Origin of the sequence: Kitasatospora sp. NPDC004799 (genome assembly GCF_040609095.1) — a bacterium.
Lineage (GTDB): Bacteria > Actinomycetota > Actinomycetes > Streptomycetales > Streptomycetaceae > Kitasatospora.
Map to the genome: position 1 here is coordinate 1 of NZ_JBEXJK010000066.1, position 17002 is coordinate 17002.

Annotated in this window: 14 protein-coding genes and 1 pseudogene; 2 read left to right on the top strand and 13 right to left on the bottom strand. The window is 71.6% G+C overall.

All coding sequences use genetic code 11. The features are described from left to right. Positions 1-167: 167 nt before the first annotated feature. The 11 genes from ABZW03_RS11710 to uvrA form a co-directional block, all read right to left on the bottom strand. Positions 168-503: an RNA polymerase-binding protein RbpA gene (locus ABZW03_RS11710; RefSeq protein ID WP_188300552.1), complete on the bottom strand. Its 336-nt coding sequence runs from the start codon at positions 501-503 to the stop codon at positions 168-170. A 157-nt stretch (positions 504-660) separates the two neighbouring features. Beyond that, positions 661-897: a preprotein translocase subunit SecG gene (gene secG / locus ABZW03_RS11715; protein WP_355255218.1), complete on the bottom strand. Its 237-nt coding sequence runs from the start codon at positions 895-897 to the stop codon at positions 661-663. A gap of 87 nt (positions 898-984) precedes the next feature. Beyond that, positions 985-1770: a triose-phosphate isomerase gene (gene tpiA / locus ABZW03_RS11720; protein ID WP_355255221.1), complete on the bottom strand. Its 786-nt coding sequence runs from the start codon at positions 1768-1770 to the stop codon at positions 985-987. 6 nt (positions 1771-1776) lie between these two features. Then, complete coding sequence (locus ABZW03_RS11725) at positions 1777-2988, bottom strand: phosphoglycerate kinase (protein ID WP_355255224.1); 1212 nt, start codon at positions 2986-2988, stop codon at positions 1777-1779. Between the two features lie 154 nt (positions 2989-3142). Further along, complete coding sequence (gene gap / locus ABZW03_RS11730; RefSeq protein ID WP_355255227.1) at positions 3143-4150, bottom strand: type I glyceraldehyde-3-phosphate dehydrogenase; 1008 nt, start codon at positions 4148-4150, stop codon at positions 3143-3145. A gap of 378 nt (positions 4151-4528) precedes the next feature. Continuing rightward, the gene (gene whiA, locus ABZW03_RS11735; RefSeq protein ID WP_049649611.1) at positions 4529-5509 is read right to left on the bottom strand and encodes a DNA-binding protein WhiA; all 981 of its coding nucleotides are present in this window, start codon (positions 5507-5509) and stop codon (positions 4529-4531) included. Beyond that, the gene (yvcK, locus tag ABZW03_RS11740; RefSeq protein WP_355255277.1) at positions 5500-6471 is read right to left on the bottom strand and encodes a uridine diphosphate-N-acetylglucosamine-binding protein YvcK; all 972 of its coding nucleotides are present in this window, start codon (positions 6469-6471) and stop codon (positions 5500-5502) included. Before yvcK ends, whiA begins: the two co-directional genes overlap by 10 nt. A gap of 189 nt (positions 6472-6660) precedes the next feature. Continuing rightward, positions 6661-7545: an RNase adapter RapZ gene (rapZ, locus tag ABZW03_RS11745; RefSeq protein WP_244179003.1), complete on the bottom strand. Its 885-nt coding sequence runs from the start codon at positions 7543-7545 to the stop codon at positions 6661-6663. Between the two features lie 118 nt (positions 7546-7663). Next, positions 7664-9694 (bottom strand): excinuclease ABC subunit UvrC, encoded by a 2031-nt coding sequence (gene uvrC, locus ABZW03_RS11750; RefSeq protein ID WP_355255231.1) that lies wholly within the window; start codon positions 9692-9694, stop codon positions 7664-7666. A gap of 84 nt (positions 9695-9778) precedes the next feature. Beyond that, a complete protein-coding gene (locus ABZW03_RS11755; protein ID WP_355255234.1) occupies positions 9779-10219 on the bottom strand; it encodes a Rieske (2Fe-2S) protein in 441 nt (146 codons plus the stop codon). A gap of 127 nt (positions 10220-10346) precedes the next feature. After that, on the bottom strand, positions 10347-13259 hold the full coding sequence (gene uvrA / locus ABZW03_RS11760) for an excinuclease ABC subunit UvrA (RefSeq protein ID WP_355255237.1): 2913 nt from the start codon (positions 13257-13259) through the stop codon (positions 10347-10349). Between the two features lie 268 nt (positions 13260-13527). Between uvrA and ABZW03_RS11765 the strand changes: the two genes are divergently transcribed. Both ABZW03_RS11765 and ABZW03_RS11770 read left to right on the top strand, forming a co-directional pair. Beyond that, positions 13528-14271 carry a maleylpyruvate isomerase family mycothiol-dependent enzyme gene (locus ABZW03_RS11765; RefSeq protein ID WP_355255240.1) on the top strand — a complete coding sequence of 248 codons (744 nt, stop codon included), beginning with the start codon at positions 13528-13530 and terminating at the stop codon, positions 14269-14271. A gap of 48 nt (positions 14272-14319) precedes the next feature. Continuing rightward, positions 14320-14973: an MBL fold metallo-hydrolase gene (locus tag ABZW03_RS11770; protein ID WP_355255243.1), complete on the top strand. Its 654-nt coding sequence runs from the start codon at positions 14320-14322 to the stop codon at positions 14971-14973. Between the two features lie 105 nt (positions 14974-15078). Here ABZW03_RS11770 and ABZW03_RS11775 read toward each other — a convergent pair. Continuing rightward, positions 15079-16038 (bottom strand): annotated as a pseudogene (locus ABZW03_RS11775) (TerC family protein); the annotation flags it as partial. A gap of 227 nt (positions 16039-16265) precedes the next feature. Then, on the bottom strand, positions 16266-16844 hold the full coding sequence (locus tag ABZW03_RS11780) for a TerD family protein (RefSeq protein ID WP_355255246.1): 579 nt from the start codon (positions 16842-16844) through the stop codon (positions 16266-16268). Positions 16845-17002 lie beyond the last annotated feature (158 nt).

The window sequence follows — 17002 nt, forward strand, 5'->3', positions numbered from 1 at the left end:
GGGGGGTGTGCTGCCCCGCGCGGCGGGGCGGCGACCCCCGCCGACCAACCCCCCGCGGCCCGGGGTTTCTGCCACCTGCACGGGCCCCCCCCCTACCGGGGGGGGGCCCCCCCTTTCTGCCTGTCTGGCGCTCGGCGCGCCCCTTCGGCTCGCTCGCGCGCGCGGGCTCAGATCTCGCCGCGGAGCTTCGCCAGCGCCTCGGCCAGGATCGCCTCGCCGTCGGCGTCGGTGCGCCGCTCGCGGACGTAGGCGAGGTGGGTCTTGTACGGCTCGTTGCGCGAGGGCGCCGGCGGGTTGTGCTGGTCCTGGCCGGCCGGGAAGCCGCAGCGCGGGCAGTCCCACGTCTCCGGGATCGCCGCTTCGGCGGCGAAGCTGGGCCGGGTCTCGTGCTTGTTGGCGCACCAGAAGGAGATCCGGTTGCGCGGGGCGGACTCGCCGCGTTCCGCCTCGCCCATCGGGCCGGCCCCGACCCTGCTGCCACGGATGGCATTGCCACTTGCCACGGTCTGACTCCCTGCGTACTGGTGCGCCGACCCGCCGCGGTGCGCGTCGGTGGCGAAAGTCGTCCTAGTGTAAGCAGGAGTTAAGCATCCGCCACCATCGCCTCCGCACCCGACCGCTACAGGATAGGCGCTCGGGCGACGGGGCGTCAGGAATACGTCAGACCGAGGTCTTCATCAGCAGGCCGAGGATGATGATGCTGGCGAACCATCCCACGCCGACCACGATGGTGATGCGATCCAGGTTGCGCTCGGCCACCGCCGAACCGCCGCCGGTGGACATCGCGCCACCGCCGAACATGTCGGACAGGCCGCCGCCCTTCCCCTTGTGCAGCAGCACCAGCAGGATCATCAGCAGACTGAAGATGATCAGGGCAATCGAGAACCCGAGAACCACGACGGGACCAACTCTCTCGTATCTTCGGCGAAGGGGCCGGGCCGCGTACGGCGGTCCGGCCCCAAAGCCTACGTTGCTGCGGCGGCGTTAGCCTACTGCCTGCTCACGGTAGCGCACGATCTTGACGAACTCGTCGGCGTCCAGCGAGGCACCGCCGACCAGGCCGCCGTCGATGTCGGGCTTGGCCATCAGGCCGGCCGCGCTCGACGACTTCACCGAACCGCCGTACAGCACCCGGACCTTGTCGGCCAGCTCGGCGTCGTACAGCTCGGCGATCCGCTTGCGGATGGCGGCGCAGACCTCCTGGGCGTCCTCCGGGGTGGCCACCTCGCCGGTGCCGATCGCCCAGACCGGCTCGTAGGCGACCACGATCGACTCGGCCTGGTGGGCCGGGACGTCGGCCAGGCCGCCGTCCAGCTGGGCCAGGGTGTACTCGACGTGGGTGCCGGCCTTGCGGATCTCCAGCGGCTCGCCGACGCACAGGATCGGGGTGATCCCGGCGCGGTAGGCGGCCTTCACCTTGGCGTTGACGATCTCCTCGTTCTCGCCGTGGTACTGGCGGCGCTCGGAGTGGCCGATCACCGCGTAGGTGCACTTGAGCTTGGCCAGCATCGGGCCGGAGACCTCGCCGGTGTAGGCCCCGCCGTCGTGCTGCGAGATGTCCTGCGAGCCGTACTTGATCTTCAGCTTGTCGCCGTCGACCAGGGTCTGCACCGAGCGCAGGTCGGTGAACGGCACCAGGACGGCGACCTCGACGGCCGCGTAGTCCTTGTCGGCCAGCGCGAAGGCCAGCTTCTGGGTGTGCTGGATGGCCTCAAGGTGGTTGAGGTTCATCTTCCAGTTGCCCGCCATCAGCGGGAGACGGTCGGTCATGTTCTTTCAGTCCTCCAGAGCGGCGAGACCGGGGAGGGTCTTGCCCTCCAGGTACTCGAGGCTGGCGCCGCCGCCGGTCGAGATGTGCCCGAACTTCGTCTCGTCGAAGCCCAGGATGCGGACGGCCGCGGCGGAGTCGCCGCCGCCGACCACGGTGAACGCGTCGCTGTCGATCAGGGCCTGGGCGACGGCCTTGGTGCCGTTCGCGTAGTCCGGGTGCTCGAAGACGCCCATCGGACCGTTCCAGAACACCGTGCCCGCGTCGGCCAGCTTGGCCGCGTACAGCTCGCGGGTCTTCGGGCCGATGTCCAGGCCCTCCTTGTCGGCCGGGATCGCGTCCGCGGCGACGACCTCGTAGGTCGCCGGGGTCTTGCCCTTGAGGTCCGGGAAGTCGGCGGAGACCAGGACGTCCACCGGCAGGACGAACTCGACGCCCAGCTTCTCGGCCTCGGCCAGGTAGTTCAGGCAGACCGGGATCTGGTCCTCCTGGAGCAGCGAGATGCCGACCTCGTGGCCCTTGGCCTTGAGGAAGGTGTACGCCATGCCGCCGCCGATCAGGATCCGGTCGGCCTTCTTCAGCAGGTTGTCGATCACACCGAGCTTGTCGGAGACCTTGGCGCCGCCGAGCACCACCACGTACGGGCGCCGCACCTCGTCGGTGAGCTTCTTCAGCACGCCGACCTCGGTCGCGATCAGGTCGCCGGCCGCGTGCGGCAGCAGGCCGGGCAGGTCGAAGACCGAGGCGTGCTTGCGGTGCACGGCGCCGAAGCCGTCGCCCACGTACAGGTCGGCCAGCGCGGCCAGCTGCTCGGCGAAGGCCTTGCGCTCGGCGTCGTCCTTGCTGGTCTCGCCGGCGTTGAAGCGCAGGTTCTCCAGCAGCGCGACCTCGCCGTCGCCCAGCCCGGCCACCACGGCCTTCGCGCTGTCGCCGACGGTGTCGGTGGCGAAGGCGACGGGCTTGCCGATGATCTCGCCGAGGCGCTCGGCCACCGGGGCGAGCGAGAACTTCGGGTCCGGCGCGCCCTTGGGGCGGCCGAGGTGCGAGGCGACGACGACCTTCGCGCCGGCCGCGGCCAGCTTGGCGATGGTCGGCGCGACGGCGCGGATCCGGCCGTCGTCGGTGATCACGGCACCGTCCAGCGGCACGTTCAGATCGGCGCGCACGAAGACGCGCTTGCCTTCGACACCGGCTTCGATGAGCTCTTCGATGGTCTTCACGGGGATTCGGTTTCTCCTGGGGAGATGGTTGATGCGCAGTGAGGCGGCACGGCGCAGGGGCCGCCTGAGAAGTCCTTGAGCGCGGAACGAGGGCCCGGCCGGCACCGTACGCCGTCCGAGCCCTCGCCCCTACATCACGTCAGCTCCCGCAAGGTCAGAGCTGCCCGCCGACGAGGGTGACCAGGTCGACGACGCGGTTCGAGTAGCCCCACTCGTTGTCGTACCAGCCGAGCACCTTGACCTGGTTGCCCTGGACCATGGTGAGCTGGCTGTCGAAGATGCAGGAGGCCGGGTCGTTCACGATGTCCGAGGAGACGATCGGGTCCTCGGTGTAGGACAGGATGCCCTTGAGCGGGCCCTCCTGCGCGGCCTTCTGGAAGGCCGCGTTGACCTCGTCCTTGGTGACCTCGCGCTCCAGCGTGACGACCAGGTCGGTGATGGAGCCGGTCGGGACCGGGACGCGCAGCGAGGTGCCGTCCAGCTTGCCCTTCAGCTCCGGCAGGACCAGGGCGGTCGCCTTGGCGGCACCGGTCGAGGTCGGGATGATGTTCTGGCTCGCCGCACGAGCACGGCGCAGGTCCTTGTGCGGGAAGTCCAGGGTCACCTGGTCGTTGGTGAACGCGTGGACGGTGGTCATCAGACCCTTGACGATGCCGAAGGCCTCGTTCAGCACCTTGGCCATCGGCGCCACACAGTTGGTGGTGCAGGAGGCGTTGGAGATGACGTGGTGGTTGGCGGCGTCGTACTTCTCGTCGTTGACACCCAGGACGATGGTGACGTCCTCGTCGGTGGCGGGCGCCGAGATGATGACCTTCTTCGCGCCGGCGGCGAGGTGCTTCTTCGCGGCCTCGGCCTTGGTGAAGATGCCGGTGGACTCGACGACGATGTCGGCGCCCAGGGCGGCCCACGGGAGGTTGGCGGGGTCACGCTCGGCGGTCACCTTGAAGGTGTGGCCGTCGACGGTGATGCTGTCCTCGGTGTGCGAGACCTCGGCCTGGAGGGTACCCAGGGTGGTGTCGTACTTGAGCAGGTGAGCCAGGGTCTTCGTGTCGGTGAGGTCGTTGACACCGACGATCTCGATGTCCGCGCCCTGAGCCTTGACCGCGCGGAAGAAGTTGCGGCCGATGCGGCCGAAGCCGTTGATGCCTACCCGGATCGTCACGAACCGATCTCCTCGTTAGGTACGCCGGGCGCGAGGCCCGGCGGGGGTGAGATTTGGGAAGTCCCCGACCGCCTATGACCCTACCCCTCCGGGGCCTGGGACGGCACATCGCGCCGCCCTGTGAGACTGGGCGTGGCGCGGCCGAAACCCGATTTCAGGCCGTCCGGCCTTGAGCCGGCGGGCAGTTGGTCCCGGCCCAGTGGTCTCTACCAATTCGGGCGGGCCGGCGGTCCGCGGGCCGGTGCGGAGGCCGGTCCGGAGGCCGGTCCGGACGGTCCTCCGGACAGCCCTCCGGGAGGCCGCCCGGGAACGCCGACGGCCGGCGCCCCGGGAGCGGGGCGCCGGCCGTGTTCCGGTCACGCGGCGTGAGCGGTGGCGTCAGTTCATCGCCATCTCGTCGGTGAGGCTGGCCTCGGTGCTCGGCAGGCCGAGCTCGGAGGCGCGCTTGTCGGCCATCGCCAGCAGTCGGCGGATCCGGCCGGCCACCGCGTCCTTGGTCAGCGGCGGGTCGGCGAGCGCGCCCAGCTCCTCCAGCGAGGCCTGCTTGTGCTGCATCCGCAGCTGGCCGGCCGCGGCCAGGTGCTCGGGCACCTCGTCGCCGAGGATCTCCAGCGCGCGGGCCACCCGGGCGCCGGCCGCCACCGCGGCGCGGGCCGAGCGGCGCAGGTTGGCGTCGTCGAAGTTGGCCAGCCGGTTGGCGGTGGCACGCACCTCGCGCCGCATCCGGCGCTCCTCCCAGGCGAGCACCGACTCGTGCGCGCCGAGCCGGGTGAGCAGGGCGCCGATCGCGTCGCCGTCCCGGATCACCACCCGGTCCACCCCGCGCACCTCGCGGGCCTTGGCCGGGATGCCGAGCCGGCGGGCGGCGCCGACCAGGGCGAGGGCGGCCTCGGAGCCGGGGCAGGTGATCTCCAGCGAGGAGGAGCGGCCCGGCTCGGTGAGCGAGCCGTGCGCCAGGAAGGCCCCGCGCCAGGCCGCCTCGGCGTCGCAGGTGGCGCCGGAGACGACCGCCGGGGGCAGGCCCCGGATCGGACGGCCGCGGCCGTCCACGAGCCCGGTCTGGCGCGCGAGCAGCTCGCCGTCCTTGACCACCCGGACCACGAAGCGGGAGCCGCGGCGCAGCCCGCCGGGGGCCATCACCACGAGGTCCGAGGAGTGCCCGAAGATCTCCAGCAGGTCCTTGCGCAGCCGCCGTGCCGCCGCGCCGGTGTCGAGCTCCGCCTCGATCACGATGCGGCCGCTCACGATGTGCAGCCCGCCCGCGAACCGCAGGATCGCCGACACCTCCGCCTTGCGACAGCAGGCCCGGGTGACCGGGAGCCGGCTGATCTCGTCCTTCACCGCTGGAGTCATCGCCATGGCCCGATCCTTCCATGTGTCCGGAAAATCCGGTCGTACGCTGCCGCCAACAGCTCGGGGTCGTGTCGCGGCGTCCCGTCGGCCCGGGCCACCGAACCGAGCACCAGAGCGGCGCCCATCCGCTCGGCGGCCTTCTCCAGTCCGTCCAGGTCGGCCTGGCCGAAGGCCCCGCCGGTGACGGCGCGCTCGTCCACCAGGATCGCATCCACCGCGAGGTCCGGGGCGTGGTCGGCGATGACCTCCAGGTGGCGCTGCGGGGTGAAGCCCTCGGTCTCCCCGGGCTGGGGGGCCAGGTTCAGGGTGAGCAGGCGGCGGGCGCGGGTCTCGGTGAGCGCGGCGGCCAGCTCGGGCACCAGCAGGTGCGGCAGCACGCTGGTGAACCAGGAGCCGGGGCCGAGCACCACCCAGTCCGCCTCCCGGACGGCGGCGACCGCCTCGGGGACGGCGGGCGGCTCGTCCGGCAGCAGCCGGATCGACTGCACGGTGCCGGGGGTCACCGCGACGTCGGCCTGGCCGCGGACGGCCGTGACCTCGCCGGGGCGCGCCGGGTCGTGGCCGCGGACGGTCGCCTCGATGTCCAGCGGCACCGCCGACATCGGCAGCACCCGGCCCTGCACGTTGAGCAGCCGGCCGACCCAGTCCAGCGCCGCCACCGGGTCGCCCAGCTTCTCCCAGAGCGCGACGATCAGCAGGTTGCCGACCGCGTGGCCGCCGAGCTCGCCGTTGCCGGTGAAGCGCTGCTGGATCACCTCGGACCAGGTGCGGCCCCAGTCGTCGTCCCCGCACAGCGCGGCCAGCGCCTTGCGCAGGTCGCCCGGGGGCAGCACGCCCAGCTCCTCGCGCAGCCGTCCGCTGGAGCCGCCGTCGTCGGCGACGGTGACCACGGCGGTGACGTCGCTGGTGAGCCGGCGCAGCGCGGACAGCGAGGCGGACAGGCCCTGGCCGCCGCCGAGCGCGGTGATCCTGGGGGCCGGATTGGCGCGGGAGGGACTGCTCCGCGGGCGGCCCGGCGCCGGGGGCCGGGCCGGGCTGCCCGCCCGGTCACCGGTCCTGCTCTGCGGCTGCCGCCCGGGCACGTATCCCGCCACAATCACCTCGCTGTCGTCGGCCCGCCGACCGCTCCGCCGGCGGGCCCGGCAGGGCTGCGGCGGTTACTCCCGTCCCATGTCACGGTGGACGAGCACCGTCTCGACTCCGTCGGCGATGAGACGCTTGGTCAGACGCTCGGACATGGCGACGCTGCGGTGCTTGCCACCGGTGCAGCCTACGGCAAGCGTCATGTAGCGCTTCCCCTCACGGCGGTAGCCCTCGGTCACGATCCGGAGTAGCTCGGCGTAGCCGTCGAGGAACTCGTTGGCTCCCGGCTGCTGGAAGACGTAGTCGGCGACGTCCGCGTCGGTGCCGGTGCGGGCCCGCAGTTCGGGCACCCAGTGCGGGTTGGGCAGGAAGCGGCAGTCCACCACGAGGTCGGCGTCGACCGGCAGGCCGTACTTGAAGCCGAAGGACATCACGGTGGCGCGCAGCTCGGGCTCGTCGTGGTCGGCGAACTGGGCGTCCAGCTTGGCGCGCAGCTGGTGCACGTTGAGGTTGGAGGTGTCGATCACCAGGTCGGCCTCGCCGCGCAGGTCGCGCAGCAGGTCGCGCTCCTGGGCGATGCCGTCCACGATCCGGCCGTCGGCCTGCAGCGGGTGCGGGCGGCGGACGCTCTCGAAGCGGCGCACCAGCGCCTCGTCGGAGGAGTCCAGGAAGACGACCTGGAGCCGGACGCCGCGCTTCTCCAGCTCGTCCAGCGAGGTCAGCAGGTCGTCGAAGAACTGCCGGCCGCGGACGTCCACGACCACGCCGATCCGGGCGACGTTGCCCTGGGAGCGGGCGCCCAGGTCGACCATGGTCGGGATCAGGGCCGGCGGCAGGTTGTCCACCACGAACCAGCCGAGGTCCTCCAGGCACTTGGCGGCGGTGGAGCGGCCGGCTCCGGACATGCCGGAGATGATCACCAGCTCCGGCGCGTTCTCGGCCACGTCTGACACGGTCACTTCGGTTCCCCGCTCTCGGTCTTTCTGCTGGGGAGAACGCGCACGGCTCGGCCGCCCTTCCCCGGCCCGGGCAGGCGGGCGGGGCCGGGGCGCACCGGCTGACGGGCGGCGTCGGCCGTCATGGCGTCTCCTGGGATGGTGCGGTCTGGGGTGCTGCTGCCATCGGCTCGGCGGCCTGCTCGACCCCGTCCTCGATGATCTCGCCGGTCGCGGTGTTGACCGCGGGTGCGGCGGGTGTACGGGACGACAACGCCTCCGCAACAGTCTGCGCGGTGCGGCGTCCGATGCCGGGTACCTCGCAGAGCTCGTCCACGGTGGCGGCCCGGAGCTTCTTCAGCGAGCCGAAGTGCTTGAGCAGCGCCCGGCGGCGAGTCTCGCCGAGGCCCGGGACGGAGTCCAGTTCCCCGGCGGTGAGTCGCTTGGAACGCTTGTTGCGCTGATAGCTGATCGCGAAGCGGTGCGCCTCGTCGCGGACCCGCTGGAGCAGGTAGAGGCCCTCGCTGGAGCGGGGCAGCACGACCGGGTCGTCCTCGCCGGGCAGCCAGACCTCCTCCAGCCGCTTGGCCAGGCCGCACAGCGCGACGTCGTCGATGCCGAGTTCGTCCAGGGCCCGCCTGGCGGCGGCGACCTGCGGCTGGCCGCCGTCGACGACCAGCAGCTGGGGCGGGTAGGCGAAGCGCTTGGGGCGGCCGTCCTCGGTGCGCCGCTCGTCGCCCTCCTCCTCGGCCTCGGGGACGGCCCACTCGCCGGTCTGCTCGCGCTCCTGGAGGTAGCGGCGGAAGCGCCGGCTGATCACCTCGTGCATCGAGCGGACGTCGTCCTGGCCCTCGAAGCCCTTGATCTGGAAGCGCCGGTACTCGCTCTTGCGGGCCAGGCCGTCCTCGAAGACGACCATGGAGGCGACCACGTCCTCGCCCTGGAGGTGGGAGATGTCGTAGCACTCGATGCGCAGCGGGACGGAGTCCAGCTCCAGCGCGTCGGCGATCTCCTGGAGGGCGCGGCTGCGGGTGGTGAGGTCCGAGGCGCGCTTGGTCTTGTGCAGCGCGAGCGCCTGCTGGGCGTTGCGCTGCACGGTGGCCATCAGGTCCTTCTTGTCGCCGCGCTGCGGGATGCGCAGGTCAACCTGGCTGCCGCGCAGGCCGCTCAGCCACTCGCGGACCGGCTCCACCGGCTCGGGCAGGGCGGGGACGAGCACCTCGCGGGGGACGGACTCGCCGCCGCCGTAGAGCTGCTGGAGGGCGTGCTCGACCAGGCCGGCGGTGTCGACGTCCTCGACCTTGTCGGTGACCCAGCCGCGCTGGCCGCGGACCCGGCCGCCGCGGACGTGGAAGATCTGCACCGCGGCCTCGAGTTCGTCCTCGGCGAGGGCCAGCAGGTCGGCGTCGGTGGCGTCGGCGAGCACGATGGCGTTCTTCTCCATCGCGCGCTTGAGGGCGCCGATGTCGTCCCGCAGCCGGGCCGCCTTCTCGTACTCCAGCTCGGCCGCGGCCTCCTGCATCTGCTCTTCCAGCCGGCGCAGGTAGTTGCCGGTGCGCCCGGCCATGAAGTCGCAGAAGTCCTCGGCCAGCTCCCGGTGTTCGGCCGCGGAGACCTTGCCGACGCAGGGCGCGGCGCACTTGCCGATGTAGCCGAGCAGGCAGGGCCGGCCGACCTGGCGGGCGCGCTTGAAGACGCCGTTGGAGCAGGTGCGGACGGGGAAGACGCGCAGCAGCAGGTCGACCGTCTCGCGGATCGCCCAGGCGTGCCCGTACGGGCCGAAGTAGCGCACGCCCTTCTTGTGCGCCCCGCGCATCACCTGGACCCGCGGGTACTCCTCGTTCAGCGTGACGGCGAGTTCCGGATAGCTCTTGTCGTCGCGGTACTTGACGTTGAACCGCGGGTCGAACTCCTTGATCCAGGAGTACTCCAGCTGGAGCGCCTCGACCTCGGTGCCGACCACGGTCCACTCCACCGAGGCGGCGGTGGTGACCATGGTCGCGGTGCGCGGGTGCAGCCCGGCCAGGTCCTGGAAGTAGGACGACAGCCGCGGCCGCAGGCTCTTGGCCTTGCCGACGTAGATGACCCGGCCGTGGGCGTCGCGGAACCGGTAGACGCCGGGGGAGGTCGGGATCGCACCGGGCGCGGGGCGGTAGGTGCTCGGGTCAGCCATGGGTCCACCGTACCGAGTGGGGACGGGGCCGCGGGGCGGGGATCGCGAGGGGGGACCGTGGCGGTCGGGAGGCGGTCAACTGGGTCAGCTCGGGGTCACCTTGAGGTTGCCGCCCTCGACCGTGACGGTGTAGGCGGGCAGCGGGGAGGAGGCCGGGCCGTCCTGCACGGCGCCGTCGGCGGCGCCGAACCGGCTGCCGTGGCAGGGGCAGTGGATCTGGTCGTTCTTCACCTGGTCCACGAGGCAGCCGGCGTGGGTGCACCGGGCGTTGAACGCCTTGTACTGGCCGGCGGTGGGCTGGGTCACCACGATCTTCTGCTCGCGGAAGACCTTGCCGCCGCCCTCCGGCACGGCCGAGGCCGGGCCGAGGTCGACCGGGGCCTTGAGGGCGCCCTTGTCGGAGGAGGACGAGGAGGAGCCGCACCCGGTGACCGCCACGGTGCCGCCGGCCGCCAGGACGGCCGCGGCGCCGCAGAGCAGGGTGCGGCGGGAGGCGGTGGGGCCGGTCTCGGGGGCCTCGGACATCGGGGTGCTCCTACGGTTGCTGCTGGGGCTGCTGGGGACCACGGAAGTCTATGCCGCGCCACTGCGCCGCTCCCGGGCCACCCGGACGGTACGGGCGGTGCGGGGGCGGCGCAGCGGGCGGGCGGGACTACTTCTTGGCGGCGGCCGCGCGCTTGCGCGGCGCCTTCTTCGCCGGGGCGGCGGCCGGGGCGTCCGCGAAGCCGGCCGGCAGGATGTCCCGCAGGAACTTGCCGGTGTGGCTCTCCGGGACGGCGGCGATCTGCTCCGGGGTGCCCTCGGCGACCACGGTGCCGCCGCCGGAGCCGCCCTCGGGGCCCATGTCGACGATCCAGTCGGCGGTCTTGATCACATCGAGGTTGTGCTCGATGACGATCACCGTGTTGCCCTTGTCCACCAGCCCGCTGAGCACCTTGATCAGCTTGCTGATGTCCTCGAAGTGCAGGCCGGTGGTGGGCTCGTCCAGCACGTAGACCGTCCGCCCGGTGGAGCGCTTCTGGAGCTCCGAGGCGAGCTTGACGCGCTGCGCCTCGCCGCCGGAGAGGGTGGGCGCGGACTGGCCGAGCCGGACGTAGCCGAGGCCGACGTCGTTGAGCGTCCGCAGGTGGCGGGCGATCGCCGGGACGGCCTCGAAGAAGTCCAGCGCCTCCTCGATCGGCATGTCCAGCACCTCGGCGATGGACTTGCCCTTGTAGTGGACCTCCAGCGTCTCCCGGTTGTACCGGGCGCCGTGGCAGACCTCGCACGGCACGTAGACGTCCGGCAGGAAGTTCATCTCGATCTTGATGGTGCCGTCGCCGGAGCAGTTCTCGCAGCGGCCGCCCTTGACGTTGAAGGAGAACCGGCCGGGCAGGTAGCCGCGGACCTTGGCCTCCTGGGTCTCCGCGAAGAGCCGGCGGACGTGGTCGAAGACCCCGGTGTAGGTGGCCGGGTTGGAGCGCGGGGTGCGGCCGATCGGCGACTGGTCGACGTGGACCACCTTGTCCACCTGGTCGGTGCCGGTGATCCGGGTGTGCCGGCCGGGCACGCTGCGGGCGCCGTTCAGCTCCCGGGCGAGGTGGGTGTACAGGATGTCGTTGACCAGCGTCGACTTGCCGGAGCCGGAGACGCCGGTGATCGCCGTGAAGGTGCCGAGCGGGAAGCCGACCGTGACGTCCTTGAGGTTGTGCTCGCGGGCGCCGTGGACGGTCAGCTGGCGCTTCCGGTCCCGCTCGCGGCGGGTGGCCGGGATCGGGATGGAGCGCTTGCCGGAGAGGTACTGGCCGGTCAGCGACTCCTTGTTGCCGAGCAGCTGCTTCAGCGAGCCGGAGTGCACCACCTTGCCGCCGTGCTCGCCGGCGCCCGGGCCGATGTCGACCACCCAGTCCGCGGTCTTGATGGTGTCCTCGTCGTGCTCGACGACGATCAGGGTGTTGCCGATGTCGCGCAGCCGCACCAGCGTCTCGATCAGCCGGTGGTTGTCCCGCTGGTGCAGGCCGATGGACGGCTCGTCCAGCACGTACAGCACGCCGACCAGGCCGGAGCCGATCTGGGTGGCCAGCCGGATGCGCTGGGCCTCGCCGCCGGACAGGGTGCCGGCCGCGCGGTCGAGCGAGAGGTAGTCCAGGCCGACGTCGACCAGGAAGCGCAGCCGCTCGTTGACCTCCTTGAGCACCCGCTCGGCGATCTGCTTGTCCCGGGCGTTGAGCTTCATCGCGCCCAGGAACTCGGAGCAGTCGCTGATCGACATCGAGGAGACCTCGGCGATCGACCTGCCCTCGACGGTGACCGCCAGCACCACCGGCTTGAGCCGGGTGCCCTGGCAGGTCGGGCAGGGCACCTCGCGCATGTAGCCCTCGAAGCGCTCGCGGCTGCTGTCGCTCTCCGCCTCGGTGTGCCGGCGCTGGATGAACGGGATCGCGCCCTCGAAGCCGGTGGAGTACGAGCGCTCCCGGCCGAAGCGGTTGCGGTAGCGGACCTGCACCTGGTGCTTGTGCCCGTACAGCAGCGCCTTCTTGGCCCGGGCGGGCAGCCCGGCCCAGGGGATGTCGGTGCGGAAGCCGAGCTCCTCGGCCAGCGCGTCGATCAGGCGCTGGAAGTACTCCTTGGCGTGCCCGGCCGACCACGGGTGGATCGCGCCCTCGTCCAGCGAGCGCTCGACGTCCGGGACGACCAGCTCCGGGTCGACCTCCATCCGGTTGCCCAGGCCGGAGCAGTCCGGGCAGGCGCCGAACGGCGAGTTGAAGGAGAACGAGCGCGGCTCCAGCTCCTCGAACGACACGTCGTCGTACGGGCAGTAGAGGTGCTCGGAGTACATCCGCTCGCGCTCCGGGTCGTCCTCGGGGAGGTCGACGAAGTCGAGCACGACCATGCCGCCGGACAGCCGCAGGGCCGTCTCCACCGAGTCGGTGAGCCGCCGCTTGGCGCTGTCCTTGACGGTCAGGCGGTCGATCACCACCTCGACGGTGTGCTTCTCCTGCTTCTTGAGCTTCGGCGGCTCGGCGAGCTGGATCGTCTCGCCGTCGACGCGGGCGCGGGAGTAGCCCTTGGACTGGAGGTCGGCGAACAGGTCGACGAACTCGCCCTTGCGCTCGCGCACCACCGGGCTCAGCACCTGGAAGCGGGTGCCCTCGGCGAGCTCCAGCACCTTGTCCACGACCGCCTGCGGCGACTGCTTGGCGATCGGGCGGCCGCAGTGCGGGCAGTGCGGCTTGCCGATCCGGGCGAACAGCAGGCGCAGGTAGTCGTAGACCTCGGTGATCGTGCCGACGGTCGAACGGGGGTTGCGGTTGGTGGACTTCTGGTCGATCGAGACGGCCGGGGAGAGGCCCTCGATGAAGTCCACGTCGGGCTTGTCCATCTGCCCGAGGAACTGACGGGCGTAGGAGGACAGCGACTCGACGTAGCGGCGCTGGCCCTCGGCGAAGATCGTGTCGAAGGCGAGCGAGGACTTGCCGGAGCCGGAGAGGCCCGTGAAGACGATGAGGGAGTCGCGGGGCAGGTCGAGCGAGACGTTCTTGAGGTTGTGCTCGCGAGCACCGCGGACGATGAGGCGGTCGGCCACTGCTTCTGGCGCCTTTCTCCGGGGCGAGAGGACTTGCGTTGGGATGTGCTGCTTCTTCCAGGATGCGGCAGCCAGCCTATAGCTCAGACGTTCGAATATCGACCTTGTCCAGCCGGGACCACCCGAACGAGTGAGGACCGCTCCGGGACCGTCCGTACCCGGACCGAAAAAGGCCCTGCTCAGGGGCCGGATTCGGCGGTAGCGTCGGCTGGTCAACGAGCGAAGCCCCCGGTGGGCAACGCGCCGTCTCGCACAGAAGGCAGATTCGATGACCGACTCGCAGCCGACCGACCCGCTGTCCGCCGCCGCCTCCTGGCTGAGCCAGGTCGAGGAGGGCACCCGGCGCCTGCTGGACACCGTGGCCGAGCTGAAGCCCGACGCCGCCGCCGAGCCGTCCGCCCTCCCCGACTGGACGAAGGGCCACGTGCTGGCCCACCTGGCCCGCAACGCCGACTCCCTGGTCAACCTGCTCACCGGCGCCCGCACCGGCACCGACGTCCCGCAGTACGCGAGCGGCGAGGCCCGCGACCAGGAGATCGAGCGCGACGCGCCCCGGCCGCCGGCCGTCCAGCTCGCCGACCTGCGCGAGTCCCACGAGCGCTTCGCGCGGGCCGCCGCGCTGATGACCTCCGAGGCCTGGGCGGCGCCCGTCCGGCACCGCACCGGCTACGTCTTCCCGGCCCACGAGATCCCGCACAAGCGCCTGCTGGAGCTGGAGTACCACCACGTCGACCTCGGTGCCGGGTACACCCCCGAGCACTGGTCGGCGGACTTCGCGGCGGCCGAGTTCCGCAAGCTCGCCGCCAAGCTGGCCGGCGCGGCCGGCCTGCCCGCCGTCGAGCTGGTCGCCGAGGACACCGGCGAACGCGCCGCGATCGGCACCGGCGAGCCGGCCCTGACCGTCGAGGGCCCGGTCCGCGCCCTCACCGCCTGGCTCTCCGGCCGCTCCGCCGGGGACGGCCTGCGCCGCTCCCCCGACACCGCCCTCCCCCAGCTTCCCCCGATGGGCTGACGGCGCGAGGATGATGCCAGGGAGATCCACACGACGAGGAGCGGACGGATGACGTACCACGGAGCGGTCAAGGTCGGCGGAGCGCCGGACGTGCGGGAACTGGCCCACCTGATCATCACCAAGGTGGCCGTCGGCCCGTACGACAACAACGCCTACCTGCTGCGCTGCCGGGCCACCGACGAACAGCTGCTGATCGACGCCGCCGCGGACGCGCCGGTGCTGCTGGAGACCGTCGGCGACGAGCTGGGCACCGTGGTCACCACCCACCGGCACCACGACCACTGGGGGGCGCTGGCCGAGGTGGTCGCCACCACCGGCGCCCGCACGGCCGCCGGCCAGTACGACGCCGAGGGCATCGACGTCCCCACCGAGCTGCTGCTCGCGGACGGCGACACGCTGCGGGTCGGCGAGGTGGAGCTCACCGTCCGCCACCTGGTCGGCCACACCCCCGGCGCGATCGTGCTGGTCTACGACGACCCCCAGGGGCACCCGCACGTGTTCACCGGCGACTGCCTGTTCCCGGGCGGCGTGGGCAACACCTGGGGGGACCCGGAGGCCTTCCGGACCCTCTACCGGGACGTCACCGAGAAGATCTTCGACGTCCTGCCGGACGAGGCCTGGGTCTACCCCGGCCATGGCAACGACACCACCCTCGGCGCCGAGCGCCCGCACCTGGAGGAGTGGCGCGAGCGCGGCTGGTAGGCCGCCCCGCCGGACGGCCGAGGCCCCCGCGACCGGGGGGGGGGGTGGGGGGGGCGGGGGTGGGGCCCAGGGGGGGAAGGGGTCGAGCTTCTCGCGCTCGGCCCGCTCGGCCCGCTCGGCCTTCTTCGAGGCCCGCAGGCTGGTGAAGGTGGTGATCGCCAGGACCACCACGATGAAGCCCAGCGAGAACGGGATGCCGATCTCCGGCGCCCACGCCGCACCCGCCTCGTGCGCGGCGTGCAGCACCAGCTTCACGCCGATGAAGCCGAGGATCACCGACAGGCCGTACGACAGGTGGACCAGCTTCTTCAGCAGTCCGCCGATCAGGAAGTACAGCTGGCGCAGCCCCATCAGGGCGAAGGCGTTGGCGGTGAAGACGATGTACGGGTCCTGGGTCAGGCCGAAGATGGCCGGGATCGAGTCCAGCGCGAACAGCACGTCGGTGGTGCCGATCGCCAGCATGACGACCAGCATCGGGGTGATCAGCCGGCGGCCGTTCTCCCGGACGAACAGCTTGGTGCCGCGGTAGTCCTCGGTGGCCGGGAAGCGCCGGGTGATCGCCTTGAGGACGCGGTTCTCCTCGAACTCCTCCTCGCCCTCCTCCTCGGCGCGGGCCTCCTTGATCAGCTTCCAGGCCGTCCAGACCAGGAAGGCGCCGAAGATGAAGAACACCCAGGAGAACTCGGAGACCAGCGCGGCGCCGCCGGCGATGAACACCGCCCGGAGCACCAGCGCGATGATCACACCGAACATCAGCACGCGCTGCTGGTAGATCCTGGGCACCGCGAACTTGCCCATGATCAGGATGAACACGAAGAGGTTGTCGACGCTGAGCGACTTCTCGGTGATGTAGCCGGCGAAGAACTCGCCCGCCGGCTGCCCGCCGGAGTGCCACCAGAGGAAGCCGCCGAAGAGCGCCGCCAGGGCGACCCAGACGGCCGTCCAGATCCCGGCCTCCTTGATCGAGACCTCGTGCGGCTTGCGCCCCCCGATGAAGAAGTCCGCCACGATCAGTGCGATCAGCACCAGGATCGTGGAAACCCACATGGTCACGGAAACGTCCACTACTGCTCCTCCGGCAGGTAGGCGAGACAGTCATCGTCACTGCCGGAGGTCTCTTCCGCCCATCGGGCCAGCGCCCCGGGGTGCCGCGACGGGCACCCGTGATGACGGGGTCGGCTGTCGAGGAATACTCCCCTCCGCTGCCAACGAGAGTAACAGGTGGTCCAAGGAAAGGTAAAGAAGGTAAAGACCGCCGGTCGCGGCCCGCCGGGCCCCGGCGCCCGCCGCGGCTACAGGAACGGGTCGATCGCCGGCAGCAGGTCCTGGAAGGTGCGCCCCTTGGCCGGCGCGCCGATGGCCTGCATCTCCCAGCCGCCGTTGCCGTCCCGGACCACCTTGGCCATGATCTGCCCGGTGTGCGGCCCGCCGCCGGCCAGCTCGTACCGGGCCAGCTCCTGCCCGGTGGTCTCGTCCAGCAGCCGGCAGTGCGCCCGCTGCACCTCGGCGAAGGTCTGCCCGGTGTACGAGCTCACCGTGAACACCACCTGGGTGATGTGCACGGGCACGTGCGCCAGATCGACCAGGATCGACTCGTCGTCCTCGGCCCCGGAACCGCCCTCCAGGTTGTCGCCGGTGTGCCGGACGGAGCCGTCGTCGCTCTCCAGGTGCAGGAAGAACACCACGTCGGACGGGGTCTTCTCGGCGTACAGCAGCGCCGAGGCGTCCAGGTCGATCTTCCGGGTGCGGCTGCCGAACAGCCCGCGCTTGGGGGCGGCCTGCCAGCCGAGGCCCATCCGGACCACGGTCAGGGCGCCGCCCTTCCCCTTCTGGAGGCTGACCCGCTGCCCCTTGGCCAGGTTCACCGACACGACGTTGTCCTCTCTGCCGGCCGCGCGGTCCAACACCCGCACGGCTCCACGGTGGAACACCCCGTCGCCGTCCCCCGGCTGAGGCCCCCTCTGCGTACGGCCCGCCACCCCGTCCCGAGGGCACGATGCCGCAGGCCAGCCTAGGGCCTGCGGCACCC

Bases quoted from the DNA above. Each gene is read 5' to 3' on its own strand.
- tpiA (WP_355255221.1), bottom strand. From the start codon at position 1,770: ATGACCGACCGTCTCCCGCTGATGGCGGGCAACTGGAAGATGAACCTC.
- whiA (WP_049649611.1), bottom strand. From the start codon at position 5,509: ATGGCGATGACTCCAGCGGTGAAGGACGAGATCAGCCGGCTCCCGGTC.
- uvrC (WP_355255231.1), bottom strand. From the start codon at position 9,694: ATGGCTGACCCGAGCACCTACCGCCCCGCGCCCGGTGCGATCCCGACC.
- ABZW03_RS11755 (WP_355255234.1), bottom strand. From the start codon at position 10,219: ATGTCCGAGGCCCCCGAGACCGGCCCCACCGCCTCCCGCCGCACCCTG.
- ABZW03_RS11765 (WP_355255240.1), top strand. From the start codon at position 13,528: ATGACCGACTCGCAGCCGACCGACCCGCTGTCCGCCGCCGCCTCCTGG.
- ABZW03_RS11770 (WP_355255243.1), top strand. From the start codon at position 14,320: ATGACGTACCACGGAGCGGTCAAGGTCGGCGGAGCGCCGGACGTGCGG.